A 20585-nucleotide genomic window follows, 5' to 3' on the forward strand; every position below is an offset into this window, starting at 1 on the left:
TTTTACCAATAATTTTCTCTTGTTATATTTCCAGGTTTTGATCTTAGGTTTTTTGTCATTTTTTTATGTTTTTTTAATAAATTAAACATTTCTTTTACCATGTTAGGATTTCCGCATAACATAACATGAGAATTTTTTTTATTCATTTTAGTTTTTGTATGTTTTTCAAAAGTTTTTTTTAAAAATAAATTAGTAATTCTTCCATGAAAGAAATTTTCTTTTTTTTCTCTACTTATTGTAATTAATATAATTAGTTTTTTTTTATATTTTTTTTGTATTTTTTTTATTTTGTTTAAATATTTTAAATCAGAAAAATAACGTACTGAATGAATTAAAATTATTTTTTTGAATTTTTTAGTATCTTTTTGTTCTTGTAAAATAGAAAAATATGGTCCAATTGCAGTTCCAGTTGAAAACATCCATAATATTTTAGATGGTTTTATTTCTTTTAAAGTAAAAAATCCGTAAGAATTTTTTGTAATAAATAATGTTGATTTTTTATTTAAAATAGCTAATTCTGAACTCATTTTTCCTTTTTTAATTAATGTTATATAAAATTCTATTTTTGAAGAGCTAGGCGGATTTACAAATGAATATGCTCTTTGAATATTTTTTTTATTTTTTTTATTTTTAATTAATATTTTAGAAAATTGTCCTGCTATAAATTTATTAATAGGTGCTTTTAAAATTATTTTAATAAGATTTTTTTTACAATTTTTTATTTTTTTTATTTCTGCTTTAATCCATTTAGTCATATATTTCCTGAAAAAAATTAAATTTTTTTAATAAAAATATTTTAATTTATATTTTTTATATTATTTAAATATTAATATATAATTTTATTTATATATTAATATTTAACATTAAAATATATAATATTTTTTATTTATAAATTTTTATATAAAATTTTATTATTTTTAAAATATAGTTTTTTAAAAATTTTTATTTTTTTTATATTATAAAATAAATTGGTTAAGATTTTCTTTAGATTTTAGTTTATTTAAATGTTTATTTACGTATTTTTCATCAATAATAATTTTTTTCCCTTTTTTTTCACTAGCATTAAAAGAAATATCTTCCATTAGTTGTTCTAAAACTGTATATAATCTTCTTGCTCCAATATTTTCCATACTTTCATTAACTTTCCATGATATTTCAGCTATTTTTCTAATACCTTTTTTTGTAAAGTTTATTTTTACGTTTTCTGTTTTCATTAAAGCTTTATATTGCATAGTTATAGATGCTTTAGGTTTTGTTAAAATTTTTTCAAAATCATCTATTGTTAGTGCTTTTAGTTCTACTCGGATAGGTAATCTTCCTTGTAATTCAGGTATTAAATCTGAAGGAGAAGATATTTGAAAAGCTCCAGATGTAATAAATAAAATATGATCAGTTTTTACTGTTCCATATTTTGTAGATACTGTGCATCCTTCTACTAAGGGTAATAAATCTCTTTGTACACCTTCTCTTGATATATCTGGTCCAGAACTATTATTTCTTTTGCATATTTTATCAATTTCATCAATAAATACTATTCCATTTTCTTCAACTGAATTAATAGCTTCTTTTTTTAATATTTCTGGATTTACTAGTTTTGATGCTTCTTCTTCTATTAAAAGTTTCATTGCATCTTTTATTTTTAATTTTCTGATGTTTTTTTTTGATCCATTTAAATTTTGAAATAATGATTGTAATTGATTTGTAAGTTCTTCCATTCCTGGAGGAGCCATAATTTCTATTCCCATAGGTGATTTTAAAACGTTTATTTCAATTTCTTTTTGATCTAATTTTCCTTCTTTAAGTTTTTTTCTAAATGATTGTATAGTGCTTAAAGGTCTTTCATTTTTATTTTCTTTTTTTGTTTTTAAATGTTCTTTTGCTCCTGGAACTAAAACTTCTAGAATTCTTTCTTCTGCTAGTTTTTTTACTTTTTTTTTGTTATTTTTTATAGTTTTTATTCGAATCATTTTTATTGAAATATCTGTTAATTCTCTAATAATTGAATCTACTTCTTTTCCAACGTATCCTACTTCTGTAAATTTTGTAGCTTCTACTTTAATAAAAGGAGCATTAGATAATTTTGCTAATCTTTTAGCTATTTCAGTTTTTCCAACCCCTGTAGGACCAATCATAAGTATATTTTTTGGAGTTACTTCATTTTTTAGTTCTTTATCTAATTGCATTCTTCTCCATCTATTCCTTAAAGCAATTGAAACTGCTTTTTTAGCTTCTAATTGTCCAATAATAAATTTATTTAATTCTTTTACAGTTCTTTGAGGTGTCATGTCAGGCATAACTATGTTCCTTACTTTTCTGTAGATAGTTCTTTTATAGTAAAAGTATGATTTGTATATATACAAATATTTGCAGCTATTTTTAATGATTTTTTTACAATATCATAAGCGTTTAAATTAGTATTATCTAATAATGCTTGAGCTGAAGCTTGTGCATAACAACCCCCTGAACCAATAGCTATTATTTTTCCTTCTGGTTGTATAACATCTCCATTTCCTGTTATTATTAATGAATATTTTTTATCAGCAACAGCTAATAAAGCTTCTAATTTTCTTAAAATTCTGTCACTTCTCCAATCTTTTGCGAGTTCTATAGCTGCTCTTTTCAGTTGACCTTGATACATTAATAATTTTTTTTCAAATAATTCAAATAAAGTAAAAGCGTCAGCTGTACCTCCTGCAAAACCTGATATAACTTTATTTTTATATAATGTTTTAACTTTTTTTACATTACTTTTCATTATAGTACTCCCTAAAGTTGCTTGTCCATCTCCACCAATTACTACTTTATCTTTAGATCGAATACTTAATATAGTTGTCATTTTTTTTTTCTTAATAAATTTTAATAAAAATTTAATTTTTAATAGTTTATAAATTATTTTTTTTTAAATTTTAATTTATTTTATATAAATAATATATATTATTTAATAAATGATTTAATATATATTTTTTAAAATTTTTTTAATATAATATAGTTTTATAAAATAAATATTTATTTTTTATGTTTAATATATTAATATTATTTTTTATGAATTTAATTTTAGAGGATTTTATGAAAAAAAATATTCATCCTAAATATTTTTCTAATTCTGCGAAATGTTCTTGTGGAAATATAATAATTTTTTTTAATACATTAGGAAATGATATAAATTTAGATATATGTTCTAATTGTCATCCTTTTTATACTGGAAAGCAAAGAGTAGTTGATACTGGAGGAAGAATAGAATTATTTAATAAAAGATTTAATATATCTAATTAGTAAAAATTTTTAAAAAATATATAATAAAAATTTTTCTAAAATATTTTTAATATTTAATTATTTGCCCACAATATAGTATTATCTAATATTTTTTTTCCATGTGTAGTTAAAATAGATTCTGGATGAAATTGAAAACCACAAATTCGATTTTTATTATCTCTTACTGACATTGCTAATTTTTTTATTTTTGAATTAATTTTTAGTTTTTTAGGTATATTTTTACATGTTAAGGAGTGATAACGAGCTACGCTTAAAGGATTTTTTATTTTTTTAAACATATATTTTTGATCATGATATATTATTGAAGATTTTCCATGTATCATTTTTTTTAATTGATATATTTTACCTCCATAAGATTGAATAATTGCTTGATATCCTAAGCAAATTCCAATAATTGGTATTTTTCCTTTAAATAAATATAAAATTTTCATCATATTTCCAGAATTTAATGGATTTCCTGGTCCTGGAGATAACATTAGTATAGGATTTTTCATATTTAAAATTTTTTTATTGATTTTAGATATTGATATATTATTTCTATATACAATTACTTTATGAAAACTAGTTTTTAATTGATCAACTAAATTATATACAAACGAATCAAAATTATCTAAAAGTAAAATTTCAGACATTTTTAAAACCTTTTTTTTTAAGAATTACAAATAGATTTTATAACAGCATGTGCTTTGTTCCATGTTTCTTTGTATTCTTCTTCAGGAATAGAATCTAATACAATTCCAGCTCCGGATTGTATTGTTGCAATTTCTTTTTCTATATATGCTGATCTAATTATTATACAAGTGTTTAATTTTTTTTTTCCAGTAAAATATCCAATAGAACCTCCATAACTTCCTCGTGTTTCTTTTTCAATTAATGAAATTAATTCCATTGCTTTTATTTTAGGAGCTCCTGTTAAAGTTCCCATATTCATACATGCTCGATAAGCATGAAAAATATCTAGTTTTTTTTTTAATTTTCCGATTACTATTGAAACTAAATGCATTACATGTGAATATTTATCTACTTGTGTTAATTTTTTTACATATCTACTTCCTTTTTTACAGATTTTTGCTAAATCATTTCTTGCTAAATCAACTAACATAATATGTTCTGAAAGTTCTTTTTTATTCATTCTCATTTCTAATTCAATTCTGCTATCTAAGTCATAATCAATTTTTCCATTATTATTTATTCCTCTAGGTCTAGTTCCAGCAATAGGATGAATTTCTATAATTCTATTTTTTGGTTCAAATTTTAAAAAACTTTCTGGAGATGATCCAAATAATATAAATTTTTTATCTTTCATAAAAAACATATATGGACTTGGATTATTTTTTTTTAGTTTTTTGTATGAATAAATTGGTGATAAGCATTTTATAAAAAATTTTCTTGATAATACAATTTGAAATATGTCTCCGTTTTTTATGTATTTTTTTGCATTTTTTATTTTTTTTGAAAATTCTTTTTTGTTTTGATTTTTTTTTATTTTATTTGAATTTTTTTGAGAATAAATTTTATCAAAATTTTTTTCATTAATAATATTTTGAATATTAATTATTCTTTTTTTTATTTTTTTATTTTCTAATACATCTTTTGTAAATATTGTAGATTGAATTTTTGATTTTTTTTTTTTATGGTTAAAAAAAATCATAGTTTCAGATAAATAAAAACAAAAATCAGGACATTTTTGAATTTTTTTTGTTTTTGGAATTTTTTCAAATTGTGTAATTAGATCATAAGAAAATAATCCTCCAAAAAAAATAGATTTTGAATAATTTTTTAAATCTACAATATTATCAATTATTATTCTAAAACAATCTAGTACAGATTTTTCTTTTAATTTAGAATCTTCATCAATATTTTTTATAGATTTAATTTTAAAAATTAATTTTAAAGTATTTTTTTTTTTTTTTATTTTTATTTTTTTTGAAATGATAGATTCTATAAATTTAGTTAAAAATAAACCATTTTTTGTTAGTGGTTTTAAATAAACAATATTTTTTAATAAATAAATTCGAATTGCGCTATCAATAATAATAATACTTTTTAAATTTTTTTTATTACTAATATCTGCAGATTCTAAAAGTAGTGTATTATTTTTAAATTTACAAAAGTGATTAAATATTTTTAATGGATTTTTATAATAATTTATTTTTTTTTGAATAACTTTAATTAAACATTTTTTTTTCATCTGTTACTTTCCATTTCTTTTTTAAAAAAATTAATAAATTTTATAGTATAATTTTTTATATGAAATAGCAGTATTAAGATATTTTAAAAAAAAATTTATAAAAAATTTTTATAAAAAATTTAAATTTTTTTTTTATTAATAAGGTTTTTTAATTTTTCTAAATAATATTAAATATATTTAATATAATGAAAATTAATTTTTTTATTAAATTTCAAAAATTTAAATATATTTAAATATTTTTTTATTAGCGGGAAACGAGTCTCGAACTCGCGACCTCAACCTTGGCAAGGTTGCGCTCTACCAACTGAGCTATTCCCGCAATTTAAAGATTTTTATTAATAAAATTAATTTTAAAAAATACTTATATATATTATATTATATACTAAATATTTTCAAGATATCTTTACAATTAAGTAATTATTTTATAAAAAAATTTTTTTTATAAAATAATAGTTCTTTAATAGAATCTCTAATATCTTGTAAAGCTGAATGATTATTTTTTTTATTATAATTTTTCCAGTGGTTTTTTTTCCATCTATGATATAATTCTTTAATAGTACTAATATCAATGTTTCTATAATGAAAATAAGATTCTAGATTTGGCATGTATTTTTTTAAAAATTGTCTGTCTTTCCAAATTGTATTACCACATAAAGGAGATTGATTTTTTTTTATCCATTTTTTTAGAAAATTTATAATTATTTTTTCTGCTTTTTTTTCATCGTATTTACTTTTTTTTACTTTTTTAATTAAACCTGTTTTATTATGAGTTTTTTTATTCCATTCATTCATTTTTTTTAGTTCTTTAGAACATTGATGTATATTTATTACTAATTCTTTTGTTAAAATATTTAAATTAGAATCTGTTATTGATACTGCAATTTCTAAAATTTTATGTTTTTTTGGACATAATCCAGTCATTTCTAAATCTATCCAAACTAAATTTTTTTTCATCATATATAAAAATAATTTTTTTTAAATTAAATATATTTTTATCATACATATTTTTTTTTTTTTTTAAAATCTTTTTTTTTTATATATAATTATTTTATATTTTTTTTCATAAAAAAAGTGATCATAATAATGAAAAATATTAATCCAATTTTTACTAAATCTTGGAAGAAATTATATAAACATTTTTTAGTAATAAAAGATAAACATATGAAAGATTTTTTTTTAGAAGATGTAAATAGATTTAAAAAATTTTCATTAAGTTTTAAAGATTTAATATTTTTAGATTTTTCTAAAAATAGAATTACAGATAAAACATTAACTTATTTAATAAATTTGGCTAAAGAATGTGGTTTAAAAAATTCTATATTATCCATGTTTAATGGAAAATTTATTAATGTTACAGAAAATAAACCAGTTTTACATACAGTTTTAAGAAATTTTGATAAAAAAAATATATTTATAAACGGAAAAAATATTTCAAAAAAAGTTTTTCAATCATTAAAAAAAATGAAAAATATTTCTAATTTTATTATAAATAAAAAATGGAGAGGTTATACAGGAAAATATATTACCGATATTGTAAATATTGGAATAGGAGGATCAGATTTAGGTCCTTTAATGGTTACTGAATCATTAACTCCTTATAAAAATCGTTTAAAAGTTCATTTTGTTTCTAATCTTGATGGAAGTCATATTTTTCAAATATTAAAAAAAATTAATTTAGAATCAACTATTTTTTTAATTTCATCAAAAACTTTTACTACACAAGAAACAATGACTAATGCAAAAACTGTAAAAAAATTATTTTTAAAAAATTCAAATTTTTTAAAATCTGATTTATCTAAACATTTTATAGCTTTATCGGCAAATAAAAATAAAGTAATGAAATTTGGAATTGATAAAAAAAATTTTATTCCTTTTTGGGATTGGGTTGGAGGTCGTTATTCTTTATGGTCTTCTATTGGATTTTCTATTGTTTTATCTATTGGGTATGATAATTTTTCTTTATTACTTGAAGGTGCTTATGATATGGATAATCATTTTTTAAATTCTCCTTTTAAAAAAAATATTCCAGTTTTATTAGCTTTAATAAGTATATGGTATAATAATTTTTTTAAATCACAAACAGAAGCGATTTATACATATGATCAATATATGCATAAATTTTCTTCATATTTACAACAGTTATATATGGAATCTAATGGAAAAAGAATAGATCGAAATTTTAATGTTGTTTCTTTTCAAACTGGATCAATTATTTGGGGAGAAAATGGAACTAATAGTCAACATTCATTTTTTCAACTTTTACATCAAGGTACAAAATTAATTCCTTCAGATTTTATTATTCCTATTCATACTCATAATAATATTAATAATCATCATATTAAATTAATTTCTCATTTTTTTGCTCAAACGAAAGCATTAGCATTTGGAAATTCTTTAAACAAAAATTCTAAAAATAAAATTTTTAAAAATAAAGAAATTAAGAAAAAATTTTTTATTTATAAAGAGTGTCCAGGTAATCAACCTACAAATTCTTTTTTAATTGATAAAATTACTCCTTATACTTTAGGAGCATTAATTGCTATGTATGAACATAAAGTTTTTTCTCAAGGAGTTATATTAAATATATTTAGTTTTGATCAATGGGGGGTAGAATTAGGAAAGAATATTGCTAAAGATATTTTATTAACTTTAAAAAAAAAAAATATTTCTAATAAATATGATTGTTCTACAAATGGTTTAATAAATTTTTATAATTCAAAAAAATAGATTTTTTATTTATTTTTTTTATATAATATTTTAAACAAAAAATTATTTTTATAAATTATATGAATAATAGTAAAAAAAATGTTATTTTTTTAATGGGTCCTACTGCTTCTAATAAAACAAAATTAGCTATTAAATTAAGTAAATTTTTACCTATTGATTTAATTAGTGTTGATTCTGGTTTAGTTTATAAGGAATTAGAAATAGGAACAGCTAAACCTACTAAAGAAGAATTAAAATTTGCTCCTCATAGTTTAATTAATATTAGAAGTATTAATGAATATTATTCTGCTGAGAATTTTAAACAAGATGCATTATTTGAAATTAAAAAAAGTTTTTCTAATAAAAGAATTCCTGTATTAGTTGGAGGAACTATGTTTTATTATAATTCTTTATTAAATGGTTTATCTCCTCTTCCAGCTAGAAATGATAATTTAAGAAAAGTTCTTTTAAAAAAATTTTTTCATAATTCAAAAAATAATTTACATAAAAAATTAATTTCAATAGATCCTATTTCTGCTTTTAGAATTCATCCTAATGATTCTCAACGAATATTAAGAGCTTTAGAAGTATATTATTTATCTAAAAAAAAGATGAGTGATTTAATTAAATTTAAAAATTATAAATTTCCATATAATTCATTAAAATTTATTATTTCTCCAAAAAATAAAAATATTCTACATAAAAAAATAGAATATAGATTTGAAAAAATGTTATCTTTAGGTTTTCAAAAAGAAGTAGAAAATCTTATTTCTAAAAAATTTTTTAATAAAAATAGTCCAGGAATGAATTGTTTAGGTTATAAAGAAATGTATGATTATATTTTTGGTCATATAAATTATAAAAAAATGTTTTTCCAAACTGTTTTATCTACTAAAAAATTAGCAAAAAATCAAATGAAATGGTTAATAAATTACAAAGATGCATTTTGGATAGATAGTGAAAAATTAAAATTTTCTATAAATTTTATTTTAAATAAAATAGAAAAATTTTTTTTAAAATAATAAAAATATTTTATTTTTTAAATTTAAAAAAAAAAATATTCTTTTATGTATAAAATAAATTTTTAAAAAATAAAATTAAAAATATTTTTTTAATATTAAAAATAAATATTATAATAGGTGAAATCTATTTTGATTAAAAATATTGCTGTATTAGGAATGCAATGGGGTGATGAAGGAAAAGGTAAAATTGTTGATTTATTATCTAAAAATTCAAATTATGTTGTTAGATATCAAGGAGGAAATAATGCAGGTCATACTTTATTAGTAGATAAAAAAAAGACTATTTTACACTTAATACCTTCTTGTGTATTATATAAAAATGTAAAAGCAGTTTTAGGTAATGGAGTAGTTGTTTCTTTACCTGATTTAGTTAAAGAAATAAATTTTTTAAAAAAAAATAAAATTTTTATTCAAGATCGTTTAATATTATCTAATTCTATTTCTTTAATTTTTGAATATCATATTTCTTTAGATAGAGCTCGTGAAAAAAATAAAGAATCTAAAATAATTGGAACTACTCATAAAGGAATTGGGCCAGCTTATGAAGATAAAATAGCTAGAAGATCTATTAGAATAAGTGATTTGTATGATACTAATTATTTTTCTTATATTTTAAAAAAAAATGTTCATTATTATAATTTTCAATTAGTTAATTATTTTAAAAAAAATCCAGTATCTTATAAAAAAATTTATTTTGATTCTTTAAAATATTTTAATAAAATAAAGAATATGATTCAAGATGTTAGTAAATTATTAAATAAAAAAATAAAAAAAAAATCAAAAATAATATTTGAAGGTGCTCAAGGATCTCTTTTAGATATAGATTATGGAACATATCCGTATGTTAGTTCTTCTAATAGTAGTATTGGAGGAATTATTACTGGAACTGGTTTAGGAATTAAAAATATTAATTATATTATGGGAATTTCTAAAGTTTATACTACTAGAGTAGGTAATGGACCTTTTCCAACTGAATTATTTAATGACGTTCATAAATATTTATGTAAAATTGGAAAAGAGTTTGGAAGTACAACTGGAAGAAAAAGAAGAACTGGATGGTTAGATTTAGTTTTATTAAAAAGAATGATAAAAATAAATTCTATATCTGGTTTATGTTTAACAAAGTTAGATGTTTTAGATAATTTAAATGAAATAAAAGTTTGTATTAAATATATTAATAAATTTTCTAAAAAAGAAATTAATTTTTATCCTATAACTCAGAAAGATTGGGAAGAAATTATTCCAGTTTATAAAGTTTTTAAAGGTTGGAAGAAATCTATTCGAGGAATAGTTTTATTTAAAGATTTACCAGTATTAACTCAAAAATATATTAGTTTTATTAAAAATTTTATTAAAATTGATATAGATTTAATTTCTACTGGTCCAGAACGTAATAATACTATTTTCATTAATAATAAAATAAAAACTTTTGTAAATTATAAAAATTAAAATTCATGTATTAAAAATAATTATAAAAAATAATTTTTTTAATTTAAGTTAATTTTTAAAAATATATATAATAAAAATATTAAAATTTTAATTTTATTAAATATGTTTTAATATAAAATAGGATAATTAATATAAAAATATTTAAAAAAAAAATAAATGCTATTAGTATTTGTAATCAAGCATTAAAAAAATTTAATATTCCAAATTTTTGGTCAAATAAAATTATTAAAGAAATTAATACATTAAAAAATAAAACATTTAAAAATAATTTTAAATCTAGAAAAGATTTAAGAAATATTTCTTTTATTACAATTGACGAAAAAGATTCTTATGATTTTGATGATGCAATTTATTGTTATAAAATAAAAAATGGTTTTCAATGGAAGCTTTTAGTAGCTATATCAGATGTAAGTTTTTATGTTAAAAAAAATTCTTTTTTAGATAAAGAAGCTTTTAATAGAGGAACTTCTATTTATTTTCCTTTAAAAGTTATTCCTATGTTTCCCGAAGAATTATCCACTAATATGTTTTCATTATTACCTAATCAAGAAAAATTTTGTATTATATGTGAAATGACTTTATCTAATAAAGGAGATTTATTAAGTTATAAACATTATAAAGCTGTGATTAGATCTCATGCAAGATTAACTTATTCTAATGTAATTAAGTTATGGAAAAAAAACAATTTTTATAAAAAAAAATTTTCTAATATAAGAGATAATTTAAAAAATTTATATTTTTTAAATAAAATTTTATCTAAAAATAAAAATTTAAAAAAAATGATTTTATTTCAAAATAATGAACCTATTTTTATTTTTGATACGTATTTTAAAATAAAAAAAATATTAACTAAAAAAAAAAATAAAGCTCATAATTTAATTGAATCATGTATGATATTAGCAAATAAATCTACTGCTATTTTATTAAATAAATATAATGTTTTTTCATTATTTAGAAATCATGAATATCCTAATGATATTAAAATTAAAAACTTTAGAAATTTATTAAAAAAATTTAACCTTATATTAACTGGAGGAAAAAAACCTTTATTAAACGATTATTTTAAATTATTTTATAAAATTCGAAGTAAACCTTATAAAGAGATTATAGAATTAGCTTTATTAAAATCTACTAAAAAAGCTTTTTATAGTGAAAAAAATATTGGACATTTTGGTTTAGCTGAGAAATTTTATACACATTTTACTTCTCCTATTAGAAGGTATTCAGATTTAACAGTTCATAGAGCTGTTAAATTTTTTTTAAAAAATAAAAATAAAAAAAAATTATATAATATTAATTCTAAAAAAAGTTTTTCTTTTAATTTAAAAGATTTTAAAAAAATTGGTAAAAAATGTTCAATAACTGAAAAAAGAGCAGATAAAGCTTATAAATTTGTTATTGAAGTATTAAAGTTAGAATATATGAAAAAAAAAATAGGAAAAAGTTTTTTAGGAATAATTTCTCATATAACTGAATTTGGTTTTTTTGTTAGATTAAATTCTTTTTTTATAGAAGGGTTGGTTCATGTATCTCAATTAAAAGATGATTATTATTATTATAATAAAAAAAATATGACTCTTCATGGAAAACGGTCTAAAAAAAAATTTTCTATTGGAGAGAAAGTTTTTGTAAAAATAATATCTATTCAAAAAAGAAATAAAACAATGAATTTATCTCTTTTATAATTTAGTTTTTTAAACTAATTATAATATTTTTATTTCTAAAGTATTCTTGTGGTAATATATTTTATTAATATTATTTTAATAAAAAATTTTAATATAAGGAATTTTTTAACGTGCGTTATTACGAAATCGTTTTTATGATTCATCCAGATAAAAGTGAAAAATCTAATAAAATTATTTTAGAATATAAAAAAATTATATCTGATCTTTCAGGTAATATTACTCGTTTAGAAGATTGGGGAAGAAGACAGTTATCATATCAAATTAAAAAATTAAGTAAAGCTCATTATATTTTAATAAATATAGAATTACCTTCTAAAAATATTAATAAAATCGAAAATAATTTAAAATTAAATGATTCTATTATTAGATATATTATTATTGGAGTAAATAAAAAAATTTCAAAAATGTCTCCGATTTTAAAAGAAAAATTAGAAAATCAAGATAAAAAAGAAAATATTGTTATAAAAAAAATTAATGTATAATTTTTTTTTTATTTATTTATAAATTTAGGAAAAAATATGATTCGTTATTTTCGTAGAAGAAAATTTTGTAGATTTACATCTGAAGGTATTAAAAAAATAGATTATAAAGATATTTTTATTTTAAAAAATTATATTACTGAAAGTGGAAAAATTGTTCCTAGTAGAATTACTGGAACAAAAGCAAAATATCAACGTCAGTTATCAAAAGCTATAAAAATAGCTCGTTATCTTTCTTTAATTCCATATACTGATCATCATAAATAAAAACTTTTTTTATATTTTAATATAAGGGTTAACATATGAATGTTATACTTTTAGTTTCTTTTAAAAGATTAGGATTATTAGGAGATATTGTTAAAGTAAAACCAGGTTATGCAAGAAATTTTTTATTTCCTAAAAATATTGCTTTACCTGCTTTTCAAGAAAATATAAATTATTTTGAAAATAAAAAAAGAATTTTAGAAGAAAAAATTTCTAAAGCATTGATTTTAGCAAAATTACGTGCAAAAGAAGTTAAAAAATTTAAAAATATTGTTTTATTTTCTAAATCAGGAAGTAATGGAAAATTATTTGGGTCTATTAATTCTCGTGATATTTCTAGAAAATTTTTAGAGTTAGGAATTAATATAAAAAAATCAGAAATAAAATTAAAAAATAAAGTATTGAAAACTGTTGGAGAGCATTTTTTTATTTTTAAACCGCATAAAGAAGTTAGTGTTCAAATAAAAATTTTAATTAAATCTAAAGAAAATACATAATAAGATTTTTCGCTTATTTTTTTATCTTTAATAATATTTTTTAAATTAATTAAATTAAACTTATATAGATAATATTTTTATGAAAAAAATTGATATAAAAATTTTAAAATCAAGTTCAAAAAATAAAATTTTTATTCCTGAATATTCTACTTTTGGTTCTTCTGGAATGGATTTAAGAGCATGTATTTTAAAAAAAATTGTTTTAAAAGGTAATGAGTCTTTTTTATTTCCTACTGGAATTGCTATTGATATTCAAGATTCTTCTATAGCATGTATTATACTTCCTCGTTCTGGTTTAGGTCATAAACATGGAATTATATTAGGAAATTCAATTGGTTTAATTGATTCTGATTATCAAGGAGAAATTATGATTTCTTTATGGAATAGAAGTAATAAGAAATATATTATTTATCCTAATGATAGAATTGCTCAAATGTTATTTTTTTCTATTAAAAAGGTAAAATTTAATATTGTAAAAAATTTTTCTAAAAAAAGCAAAAGAGGAATTAAAGGTTTTGGTCATACTGGAATTTCTTAGTTTTTTCGAATTCTTTTTTTTTTAATTTATGTTTAATTAATATTTTTAATTCTTTTTTCATTATATTTTTTTTTTTTAGATAATGAATAATATCATTTATATTAATTATTGAAGATATTTGAAACGAATTTTTTTTCCTTTTGTTTTTAGATAAATTTAATTCTTTAAATTCTTTTCTATCTAATGATAATAATATATGTTTTATTTTTATATCTTTATATTTTTTAATAATTTTAATAGCATTTTTTATTGCTGTTCCAGAAGTGAATACATCATCTATAATTATTATTTTTCCTTTAATTAAATTTCCAACAATATTTCCTTTTTCTCCATATGTTTTGGTTTCTTTTCTATTAAAAGAATAAGGAACGTTTATATTAAATTTATTTTTTAAAGCAATTACTGTTGCTATAAGAATAGGAATTCCTTTATATGCTATTCCAAATAAAGAATCAAATTTTATATTTAATTTAATTAAAGTTTTAGCATAAAATTTTCCTAAAGTATACAAATCTTTTCCAGTAGATAATGAAGAAATATTAAAAAAATATGGACTTTTTATTTTTGATTTAAGGATAAAATTTCCAAATATTAAAATTTTTTTTTTTAATATAAATTTAATAAATTTTTTTTTTATTTCTTTCATTTTTGAACCTTTTTCTTTAAATTCTATGTTTTTTATTTAATAAATTAATTAAAATTTTTGGCCCTTACTGGATTTGAACCAGTGACCAAGCGATTATGAGTCGCCTGCTCTGACCACTGAGCTAAAGGGCCTAAAAAATTATTAAAATTTTTCTATAAATTAGAATTATAATAGAATTATGAATAATAATCTACTAATCTTTATATAAAATAAAATAATTTTATAAATAACATTTATATATTGATTTTTTTTATAATTTTATGGTATAGTTTAATTTTCCTCTGTAGTTCAGTTGGTAGAACGGCGGACTGTTAATCCGTATGTCACTGGTTCGAGCCCAGTCGGAGGAGCTATTTACGTTTTATAATAAAATTTATTTTATAATTTATTAAATATTTTTTTTATTAAATTTTTTAAAAATTTTTTTTGCTTATTTTTTTATTTTTTTTTTTTTTTTTTTTCTTATATATATAATTATTAATTAATTTTATATTTATAAAAATAAATTAATTATGAAAAATTTATTAAATTTTAGTTTTTTATTTTACGATTATGAAACTTTTGGAAAAAATCCGGTTTTAGATAAACCTGCTCAATTTGCTTGTGTAAGAACAGATATTAATTTAAAAATTATTTCTAAACCTTTTGTTTTTTATTGTTATCCTTCTATAGATTATTTTCCTGATCCAGAAGCAGTTTTAATTACTTCTATTACTCCTCAATATACAAGAATTCATGGAATGAATGAATCAAATTTTTCAAAAAAAATTTATGATATTTTTATTCAATCTAATACTTGTATTTTAGGTTTTAATAATATTTTATTTGATGATGAAATTACTAGAAATCTTTTTTATAGAAATTTTTTTGATTCTTATGAATGGAGTTGGAAAAAAAATAATACTAGATGGGATGTTATTAATGTAATTCGTGCTTTTTATGCTTTACGTCCTGAAGGAATTGTTTGGCCTAAAAATAAAAATAATTGTGTTTCTTTTAAATTATTTGATTTAGTTAAGAAAAATAAAATTAATTATTATAGTTCTCATGATGCTTTATCAGATGTTTATTCTACAATAAATTTATTAAAATTAGTTAGAAATAATAATGAAAAATTTTTTAATTTTTTATTTTTAATTCGAAAAAAAAAAAAATTATTATTGTTAATTAATAAAAGAAAAATGAAACCTTTAATTTATATTTCTCATTATTATGGTTCAAAAAATAAAAATATAGGTAGAATTTTTCCTTTAATTTTTCATAAAAAAAATAAAAATATTTTAATTGTATTTGATTTAGATAGAGATTATTCTTCAAATTTTTTTCTAAAAAATTATTATAAATTTGGTAATTTAAATTATTTGTTTTCAGAAGGAATGAGATTTATTTATTTAAATAAAGCTCCTATTATTCTTCCTACAAATGTATTAAGAGATATAGATATTTCTCGATTAAAATTAAATGAAAAAAGATATTTAAATAATATAAATTTATTAAAAAATTTTTTTAATTTAAAAAGAAGAAAAAAATTATCTATGTTAAAGTTTAAAAAAAAAAAATTTTTACATAGTGATTGTAAGTTATATAAAAATTTTTTTAGTTTTAAAGATATAAAAAAAATAAAAATATTAAGAAAATTAATAAATTTGAAAAATATTAATAATAATATTTTTATAGATGATAAACGTTTTAAAGATCTTTTTTTCTTTTTTAAAGCAAGAAATTATCCAAATTTTTTAAATAAAACAGAAAAAATAAAATGGATTAAATATTTAAAAAATATTTTCTCAAAAAAAAATATTAAAAATTATAAAAAAAAAATATTTATTTTAAAAGAAAAAAATAAAAATAATTTAAAGAAAAATAAATTATTAAATAAATTATTGTTATATATAAAATATATTAAAAATATATATAATAATTTTAATTAATTTTTATTTTTTTTTTTTTTTTTTTTTATTTTTTTTAGATTTTTTATAAAGAAATTTTATCATTTCTTTATAAATTATTTTTTGGTCTTTTTTAAATAACATATTTAATTTTTTTTCATTTATTATTATTGTTTGTTTTTTTATCCATTTATTCCATGCTTTTTTAGAAATTTCATTATATATTTTTTTTCCTAATTTTCCTGGATATATTTGAAATTCTAATCCAGTCATATTTTTTTTAAAAAATTTACAATATATTTTTCTTTTCATTGTTTTTTTTTTTTTTCTCTTTTTATTTTATTTTTTTGTTATTTTTTTTAATAATTTTTATATATTTTTTTATAATTTTTTTTATAGGAGAAGGAGTTCCTATTTCTTTCATTTTAAAAAAATTACACCAAATTCCATTTTTTTTTTTTAGATATTTTTTTTTTTTAACTTTAATAATAATTGTTTTTATAAGTAAAGAATATTTATTAAATTGATGTAAAAAAGGTTTTATTTTTTTATTTTTTTTTGTTATTTTTTCTTTTTTTAATTTTTTTTTTAATTTTATTTTTTTAAAATATATTGGAAAATAATATAAATTTTTCCAAATATTATATTTTTGTTTTTTTAAAAAATAAAAATTTTTATATGTTTTTAATAAAAACCAACATTTTTTAATTGTTTTTTTCTTTTTTTTTATATCTTTTTTTTTAGTAATAGATTTTTTATTTATAAAAAATAAACATTTTTTTTTAAGAGGGCATATATTACATAGAGGATTTTTAGGTTTACATATTTTTTTTCCTAAATCCATCATAGATTGATTAAATTTTTGTGCATTATGAATAGGTATTAATAAATTTAATTTTTTCCATATTTTTTTTTCTAGTTTTGTTTTTTTTATTTTTAAATTATAAAAATTTCTTAATACTCTTTTTATGTTTCCATCAAGTATGGGAAAATAATAGTTATATGTTAAAGAAAGTAATGCTCCTGCAGTAGATTTTCCTATTCCAGGAAATTTAATTAAAGTATTAAATTCTTTTGGAATTTTATTTTTATATTTTCTTTTTATAATTTGAGCTGTCTTATATATATTTTTTGCTCTATTATAAAATCCTAAACCACTCCATATAAAAAGTATTTCATCTAAGGAGCTTTTTGAAAGAGTTTTAAAATTTGGAAATTTTTTTATAAATTTTTTAAAATATGGAATAACAGTTTTTACTTGGGTTTGTTGTAACATTATTTCTGAAATCCAAGTTTTATAAATATTTTTATTAATCTGCCATGGTAATTTTTTTCTTCCATGTTTATGATACCAATTTATCATAGTATTTGAAAAATTAAAAATATCGCTCATAAATTTTTTTATTTCCTTTTTTAAATCTTTTTTTTTAAAAGTTGTAATTTTTTTAAATTTTAATATAATATTTATAAATTTTAAAAATATAATTTTAAGGATTTTTTGTTATTTTTTATTATGAATATAAAAAAATATAAAATTGTTAAAACTTTTAAAATAAGGAATAGAAAATTAAGTAAAAAAAAAAAATATCTCCTTAATTTTTTATGGCCTTTAATTGGAATAAATTTAAAAAAAAGTTTTATTAAAAAATATAATTTTTTTCATTTCCAAGCTCCAATTATTTTAGAAATTGGTTTTGGAAGAGGAGATTCTTTAATACATTTATCTAAAATTTTTAAAAATATAATTTTTTTAGGAATTGAAATGTATATTCCTGGAATTTGTTATTGTTTAGAAAAAATTTATAAAAATAATTTAAATAATGTAAAAATAATTTATTGTGATTTTATTATATTTTTAAAAAAATATTGTAATGGAATTTTTTTTCATAGAGTAAATATATTTTTTCCTGATCCTTGGCCAAAAAGAAAACATTATAAAAGAAGAATTATTAATAAAAATATTTTAAAATCTCTTTTTGATAAGTTAATTTTAGGAGGAATATTACATATTATGACAGATTGTTTATCTTATGCAATGAGCATTTTAAAAAATTTAAATAAATTAAATTCTTTAAATAAAATTTCTTTTATAAAAAATCATCATTTTTTTAAAAATTATAATTTTTTTACTTGTTTTAAAAACAAAGCTAAAAATAATAAAAAAACAATATATGAAATAATATTTCAAAAAAATTTTTAAAAAATGAAAAATTATATTTTTAAAAATAATTCTAATAAATCATTTAAAAATAATTTTCCTTTTTTTGTTTTTTTCCAAAATTTTTTATTTTCAATGATATATTTTTTTTTTATAGCTTTTTGCATTGTTTTTTTTATTTTATTTTTTTTTATTCCAGTATATATTTCAAAATCTTTTTTTTTACATGGTTTATTTAATCTAAAATTATTTAAAAAAAATTCAAATGGAAGATTTTTTTTTTTTACGTAAATAATTTTTTTTGTATATTTTCCTTGTAAGAACTCATTAATATTTTTATTTTTAAACGTTCTTAATATTTTTCCATTTTTTAATGTTATTTTTCCATGAGCTCCACATCCTATACCTAAATAGTCTCCAAATTTCCAATAATTTAAATTATGTTTACATTGATTATTTTTTTTAGCATAAGCAGATATTTCATATTGTATGAAATTTTTTTTTTTTAATTTTTTATGGCCTTGGACAAACATTTTCCAAGATTCATTTTCATTAGGTAATTTTGGAGTTTTTTTATAGAAAAAAGTTTTTGGTTCAATACAAAGTTGATACCATGAAATATGAGAAGGTTTAAATTTAATAGCGTATTTTAGATCTTGAATTGCTTCTTTTTTTTTTTGTAAAGGTAAAGAATACATTAAATCAAAATTTACTTGATTAAAATTTATTTTTTTTATAATTTGAATAGTTTCAATTAATTCTTTAAATGTATAATTTCTATTAATTTTATTTAAAATTTTTTCATTAAAACTTTGAATTCCTAAAGATAAACGATTTATTCCAGATGATTTATATTTAAAAAAATAATCCTTTTTTATAGAATTTGGATTAGATTCAAGAGTTATTTCTATTTTTTTATCAAAATTAGTTCTTTTTTTTATTTCTTTCATTAGATATTTTATATATTTTGGTTTTATTAAATTAGGCGTTCCTCCTCCTATAAAAATAGAGTGTATTTTTCTAGATTGAATAAATTTTATATTTTTATCTAAATCTAAAATTAAATTTTGTATATATTTTTTTTGTGGAATTTTTTTTATTTTTATAGATTTTGAATAAAAATCACAATAAGGACATTTTTTTAAACACCATGGTATATGAATATATAAACTTAATAATGGAAGTTTCATAAAGTAATCTTTTTAAATAAAATTTATTAATTTTTTTATTTTAAAAATTTTTTTAGAATAAAATTTAAAAAAAAAAAAGATTAAAATTATTATATTGATTATAAATTTATTTGTTTTGAAATTATTTTTTTATATTAAATGGAAAGTTCTATTAAAAAAATTTTAATTTTCTTTTATTTTTTTGTTTCTTTTTTTCATATAACCAGCTTTTTAAAATAATATATGCTGAAGTAGAATTAATTTTATTTAAAGTAAGTAATTTTGATCCTTTTTTTTTGAATAAAATCGATTTTGCTTCAATTGTTGAGAATCTTTCATCATGTAATATTACTTTTATATTAAATTTTTTAAATATATTTAATGCAAAATTTTTAGCTTTAACAGTAGTTTTTTGAAATTTTCCTTTATAATTTAATGGTAATCCTACAATTATTTTTTTAGGTTTCCATTCATATATTATTTTTTCTATATGTATTAAATAATTTTTTTTATAAGAAATACATTTTATTGGTCTAGCAATAGAAGTAAAAAATTCTCCTATAGCTACTCCTATTTTTTTTGTTCCATAATCAAAAGCTAAAATTATCATTTTTTTAAA

The 20585-nt window shown here is 17.9% G+C and carries 22 protein-coding genes and 3 tRNA genes; 12 read left to right on the forward strand and 13 right to left on the reverse strand.

Annotated features, from left to right (window positions below; all coding sequences use genetic code 11):
* Positions 1-2: 2 nt before the first annotated feature.
* The 3 genes from M5J13_RS00630 to hslV form a co-directional block, all read right to left on the reverse strand.
* Positions 3-755 (reverse strand): FAD-binding oxidoreductase, encoded by a 753-nt coding sequence (locus M5J13_RS00630; RefSeq protein ID WP_252837395.1) that lies wholly within the window; start codon positions 753-755, stop codon positions 3-5.
* A 201-nt stretch (positions 756-956) separates the two neighbouring features.
* Entirely contained in the window at positions 957-2294 is a 1338-nt protein-coding gene (gene hslU / locus M5J13_RS00635) for an HslU--HslV peptidase ATPase subunit (protein WP_252837396.1), read from the reverse strand.
* An 11-nt stretch (positions 2295-2305) separates the two neighbouring features.
* A complete protein-coding gene (gene hslV / locus M5J13_RS00640; protein ID WP_252837397.1) occupies positions 2306-2836 on the reverse strand; it encodes an ATP-dependent protease subunit HslV in 531 nt (176 codons plus the stop codon).
* A gap of 230 nt (positions 2837-3066) precedes the next feature.
* Between hslV and rpmE the strand changes: the two genes are divergently transcribed.
* Positions 3067-3273: a 50S ribosomal protein L31 gene (rpmE, locus tag M5J13_RS00645; protein WP_252837398.1), complete on the forward strand. Its 207-nt coding sequence runs from the start codon at positions 3067-3069 to the stop codon at positions 3271-3273.
* 53 nt (positions 3274-3326) lie between these two features.
* On the opposite strand, the gene M5J13_RS00650 is transcribed toward rpmE, so the two are convergent.
* From M5J13_RS00650 to orn, 4 genes are all read right to left on the reverse strand, one after another.
* A complete protein-coding gene (locus tag M5J13_RS00650; protein ID WP_252837399.1) occupies positions 3327-3905 on the reverse strand; it encodes an aminodeoxychorismate/anthranilate synthase component II in 579 nt (192 codons plus the stop codon).
* Positions 3906-3922: 17 nt separating this feature from the next.
* A complete protein-coding gene (locus M5J13_RS00655; RefSeq protein WP_252837400.1) occupies positions 3923-5464 on the reverse strand; it encodes an anthranilate synthase component 1 in 1542 nt (513 codons plus the stop codon).
* A 246-nt stretch (positions 5465-5710) separates the two neighbouring features.
* Positions 5711-5783: transfer RNA gene (locus tag M5J13_RS00660), tRNA-Gly, on the reverse strand.
* A 98-nt stretch (positions 5784-5881) separates the two neighbouring features.
* Positions 5882-6418: an oligoribonuclease gene (orn, locus tag M5J13_RS00665; protein ID WP_252837401.1), complete on the reverse strand. Its 537-nt coding sequence runs from the start codon at positions 6416-6418 to the stop codon at positions 5882-5884.
* 129 nt (positions 6419-6547) lie between these two features.
* Here orn and pgi point away from each other — a divergent pair, with 129 nt between their 5' ends.
* From pgi to dut, 8 genes are all read left to right on the forward strand, one after another.
* Complete coding sequence (pgi, locus tag M5J13_RS00670) at positions 6548-8191, forward strand: glucose-6-phosphate isomerase (protein WP_252837402.1); 1644 nt, start codon at positions 6548-6550, stop codon at positions 8189-8191.
* A 59-nt stretch (positions 8192-8250) separates the two neighbouring features.
* Positions 8251-9192: a tRNA (adenosine(37)-N6)-dimethylallyltransferase MiaA gene (miaA, locus tag M5J13_RS00675; RefSeq protein ID WP_252837403.1), complete on the forward strand. Its 942-nt coding sequence runs from the start codon at positions 8251-8253 to the stop codon at positions 9190-9192.
* A 129-nt stretch (positions 9193-9321) separates the two neighbouring features.
* Positions 9322-10641 carry an adenylosuccinate synthase gene (locus M5J13_RS00680; protein WP_252837404.1) on the forward strand — a complete coding sequence of 440 codons (1320 nt, stop codon included), beginning with the start codon at positions 9322-9324 and terminating at the stop codon, positions 10639-10641.
* Between the two features lie 167 nt (positions 10642-10808).
* Positions 10809-12326 carry a ribonuclease R family protein gene (locus tag M5J13_RS00685; RefSeq protein ID WP_289846680.1) on the forward strand — a complete coding sequence of 506 codons (1518 nt, stop codon included), beginning with the start codon at positions 10809-10811 and terminating at the stop codon, positions 12324-12326.
* A gap of 110 nt (positions 12327-12436) precedes the next feature.
* On the forward strand, positions 12437-12808 hold the full coding sequence (gene rpsF / locus M5J13_RS00690; protein WP_289846677.1) for a 30S ribosomal protein S6: 372 nt from the start codon (positions 12437-12439) through the stop codon (positions 12806-12808).
* 36 nt (positions 12809-12844) lie between these two features.
* Complete coding sequence (rpsR, locus tag M5J13_RS00695; RefSeq protein WP_252837406.1) at positions 12845-13072, forward strand: 30S ribosomal protein S18; 228 nt, start codon at positions 12845-12847, stop codon at positions 13070-13072.
* 35 nt (positions 13073-13107) lie between these two features.
* Complete coding sequence (gene rplI, locus M5J13_RS00700) at positions 13108-13566, forward strand: 50S ribosomal protein L9 (RefSeq protein WP_252837407.1); 459 nt, start codon at positions 13108-13110, stop codon at positions 13564-13566.
* A gap of 79 nt (positions 13567-13645) precedes the next feature.
* Positions 13646-14104: a dUTP diphosphatase gene (gene dut / locus M5J13_RS00705; protein WP_252837408.1), complete on the forward strand. Its 459-nt coding sequence runs from the start codon at positions 13646-13648 to the stop codon at positions 14102-14104.
* On the opposite strand, the gene pyrE is transcribed toward dut, so the two are convergent.
* Both pyrE and M5J13_RS00715 read right to left on the reverse strand, forming a co-directional pair.
* Entirely contained in the window at positions 14073-14750 is a 678-nt protein-coding gene (pyrE, locus tag M5J13_RS00710) for an orotate phosphoribosyltransferase (protein ID WP_252837409.1), read from the reverse strand. The two genes, dut and pyrE, sit on opposite strands and share 32 nt — an antisense overlap.
* Before the next feature lie 58 nt (positions 14751-14808).
* A tRNA-Ile gene (locus M5J13_RS00715) sits at positions 14809-14881 on the reverse strand.
* A 146-nt stretch (positions 14882-15027) separates the two neighbouring features.
* On the opposite strand from M5J13_RS00715, the gene M5J13_RS00720 reads away from it, so the two are divergent.
* Both M5J13_RS00720 and sbcB read left to right on the forward strand, forming a co-directional pair.
* A tRNA-Asn gene (locus M5J13_RS00720) sits at positions 15028-15100 on the forward strand.
* Positions 15101-15262: 162 nt separating this feature from the next.
* The gene (gene sbcB, locus M5J13_RS00725; protein ID WP_252837410.1) at positions 15263-16681 is read left to right on the forward strand and encodes an exodeoxyribonuclease I; all 1419 of its coding nucleotides are present in this window, start codon (positions 15263-15265) and stop codon (positions 16679-16681) included.
* A gap of 3 nt (positions 16682-16684) precedes the next feature.
* Here the strand turns inward: sbcB and M5J13_RS00730 are convergent, their stop codons facing one another.
* Positions 16685-16951: an oxidative damage protection protein gene (locus M5J13_RS00730; RefSeq protein ID WP_252837411.1), complete on the reverse strand. Its 267-nt coding sequence runs from the start codon at positions 16949-16951 to the stop codon at positions 16685-16687.
* 22 nt (positions 16952-16973) lie between these two features.
* A complete protein-coding gene (mutY, locus tag M5J13_RS00735; protein WP_252837412.1) occupies positions 16974-18032 on the reverse strand; it encodes an A/G-specific adenine glycosylase in 1059 nt (352 codons plus the stop codon).
* Positions 18033-18152: 120 nt separating this feature from the next.
* Between mutY and trmB the strand changes: the two genes are divergently transcribed.
* A complete protein-coding gene (gene trmB / locus M5J13_RS00740; RefSeq protein WP_252837413.1) occupies positions 18153-18839 on the forward strand; it encodes a tRNA (guanosine(46)-N7)-methyltransferase TrmB in 687 nt (228 codons plus the stop codon).
* 11 nt (positions 18840-18850) lie between these two features.
* On the opposite strand, the gene hemW is transcribed toward trmB, so the two are convergent.
* Positions 18851-19987, reverse strand: coding sequence for a radical SAM family heme chaperone HemW (hemW, locus tag M5J13_RS00745; RefSeq protein WP_252837414.1), 1137 nt, complete (start codon positions 19985-19987; stop codon positions 18851-18853).
* Positions 19988-20138: 151 nt separating this feature from the next.
* On the reverse strand, positions 20139-20576 hold the full coding sequence (ruvX, locus tag M5J13_RS00750; RefSeq protein ID WP_252837415.1) for a Holliday junction resolvase RuvX: 438 nt from the start codon (positions 20574-20576) through the stop codon (positions 20139-20141).
* Between the last annotated feature and the right edge of the window lie 9 nt (positions 20577-20585).

It is taken from the genome of Buchnera aphidicola (Periphyllus lyropictus), from assembly GCF_024029895.1.
GTDB lineage: Bacteria > Pseudomonadota > Gammaproteobacteria > Enterobacterales > Enterobacteriaceae > Buchnera_J > Buchnera_J aphidicola_BA.

Coding starts and splice junctions, on each gene's coding strand:
- M5J13_RS00630 (WP_252837395.1), bottom strand. CDS start 755: ATGACTAAATGGATTAAAGCAGAAATAAAAAAAATAAAAAATTGTAAA.
- hslU (WP_252837396.1), bottom strand. CDS start 2,294: ATGCCTGACATGACACCTCAAAGAACTGTAAAAGAATTAAATAAATTT.
- hslV (WP_252837397.1), bottom strand. CDS start 2,836: ATGACAACTATATTAAGTATTCGATCTAAAGATAAAGTAGTAATTGGT.
- rpmE (WP_252837398.1), top strand. CDS start 3,067: ATGAAAAAAAATATTCATCCTAAATATTTTTCTAATTCTGCGAAATGT.
- M5J13_RS00650 (WP_252837399.1), bottom strand. CDS start 3,905: ATGTCTGAAATTTTACTTTTAGATAATTTTGATTCGTTTGTATATAAT.
- M5J13_RS00655 (WP_252837400.1), bottom strand. CDS start 5,464: ATGAAAAAAAAATGTTTAATTAAAGTTATTCAAAAAAAAATAAATTAT.
- orn (WP_252837401.1), bottom strand. CDS start 6,418: ATGAAAAAAAATTTAGTTTGGATAGATTTAGAAATGACTGGATTATGT.
- pgi (WP_252837402.1), top strand. CDS start 6,548: ATGAAAAATATTAATCCAATTTTTACTAAATCTTGGAAGAAATTATAT.
- miaA (WP_252837403.1), top strand. CDS start 8,251: ATGAATAATAGTAAAAAAAATGTTATTTTTTTAATGGGTCCTACTGCT.
- rpsR (WP_252837406.1), top strand. CDS start 12,845: ATGATTCGTTATTTTCGTAGAAGAAAATTTTGTAGATTTACATCTGAA.
- rplI (WP_252837407.1), top strand. CDS start 13,108: ATGAATGTTATACTTTTAGTTTCTTTTAAAAGATTAGGATTATTAGGA.
- dut (WP_252837408.1), top strand. CDS start 13,646: ATGAAAAAAATTGATATAAAAATTTTAAAATCAAGTTCAAAAAATAAA.
- pyrE (WP_252837409.1), bottom strand. CDS start 14,750: ATGAAAGAAATAAAAAAAAAATTTATTAAATTTATATTAAAAAAAAAA.
- sbcB (WP_252837410.1), top strand. CDS start 15,263: ATGAAAAATTTATTAAATTTTAGTTTTTTATTTTACGATTATGAAACT.
- M5J13_RS00730 (WP_252837411.1), bottom strand. CDS start 16,951: ATGAAAAGAAAAATATATTGTAAATTTTTTAAAAAAAATATGACTGGA.
- mutY (WP_252837412.1), bottom strand. CDS start 18,032: ATGAGCGATATTTTTAATTTTTCAAATACTATGATAAATTGGTATCAT.
- trmB (WP_252837413.1), top strand. CDS start 18,153: ATGAATATAAAAAAATATAAAATTGTTAAAACTTTTAAAATAAGGAAT.
- hemW (WP_252837414.1), bottom strand. CDS start 19,987: ATGAAACTTCCATTATTAAGTTTATATATTCATATACCATGGTGTTTA.
- ruvX (WP_252837415.1), bottom strand. CDS start 20,576: ATGATAATTTTAGCTTTTGATTATGGAACAAAAAAAATAGGAGTAGCT.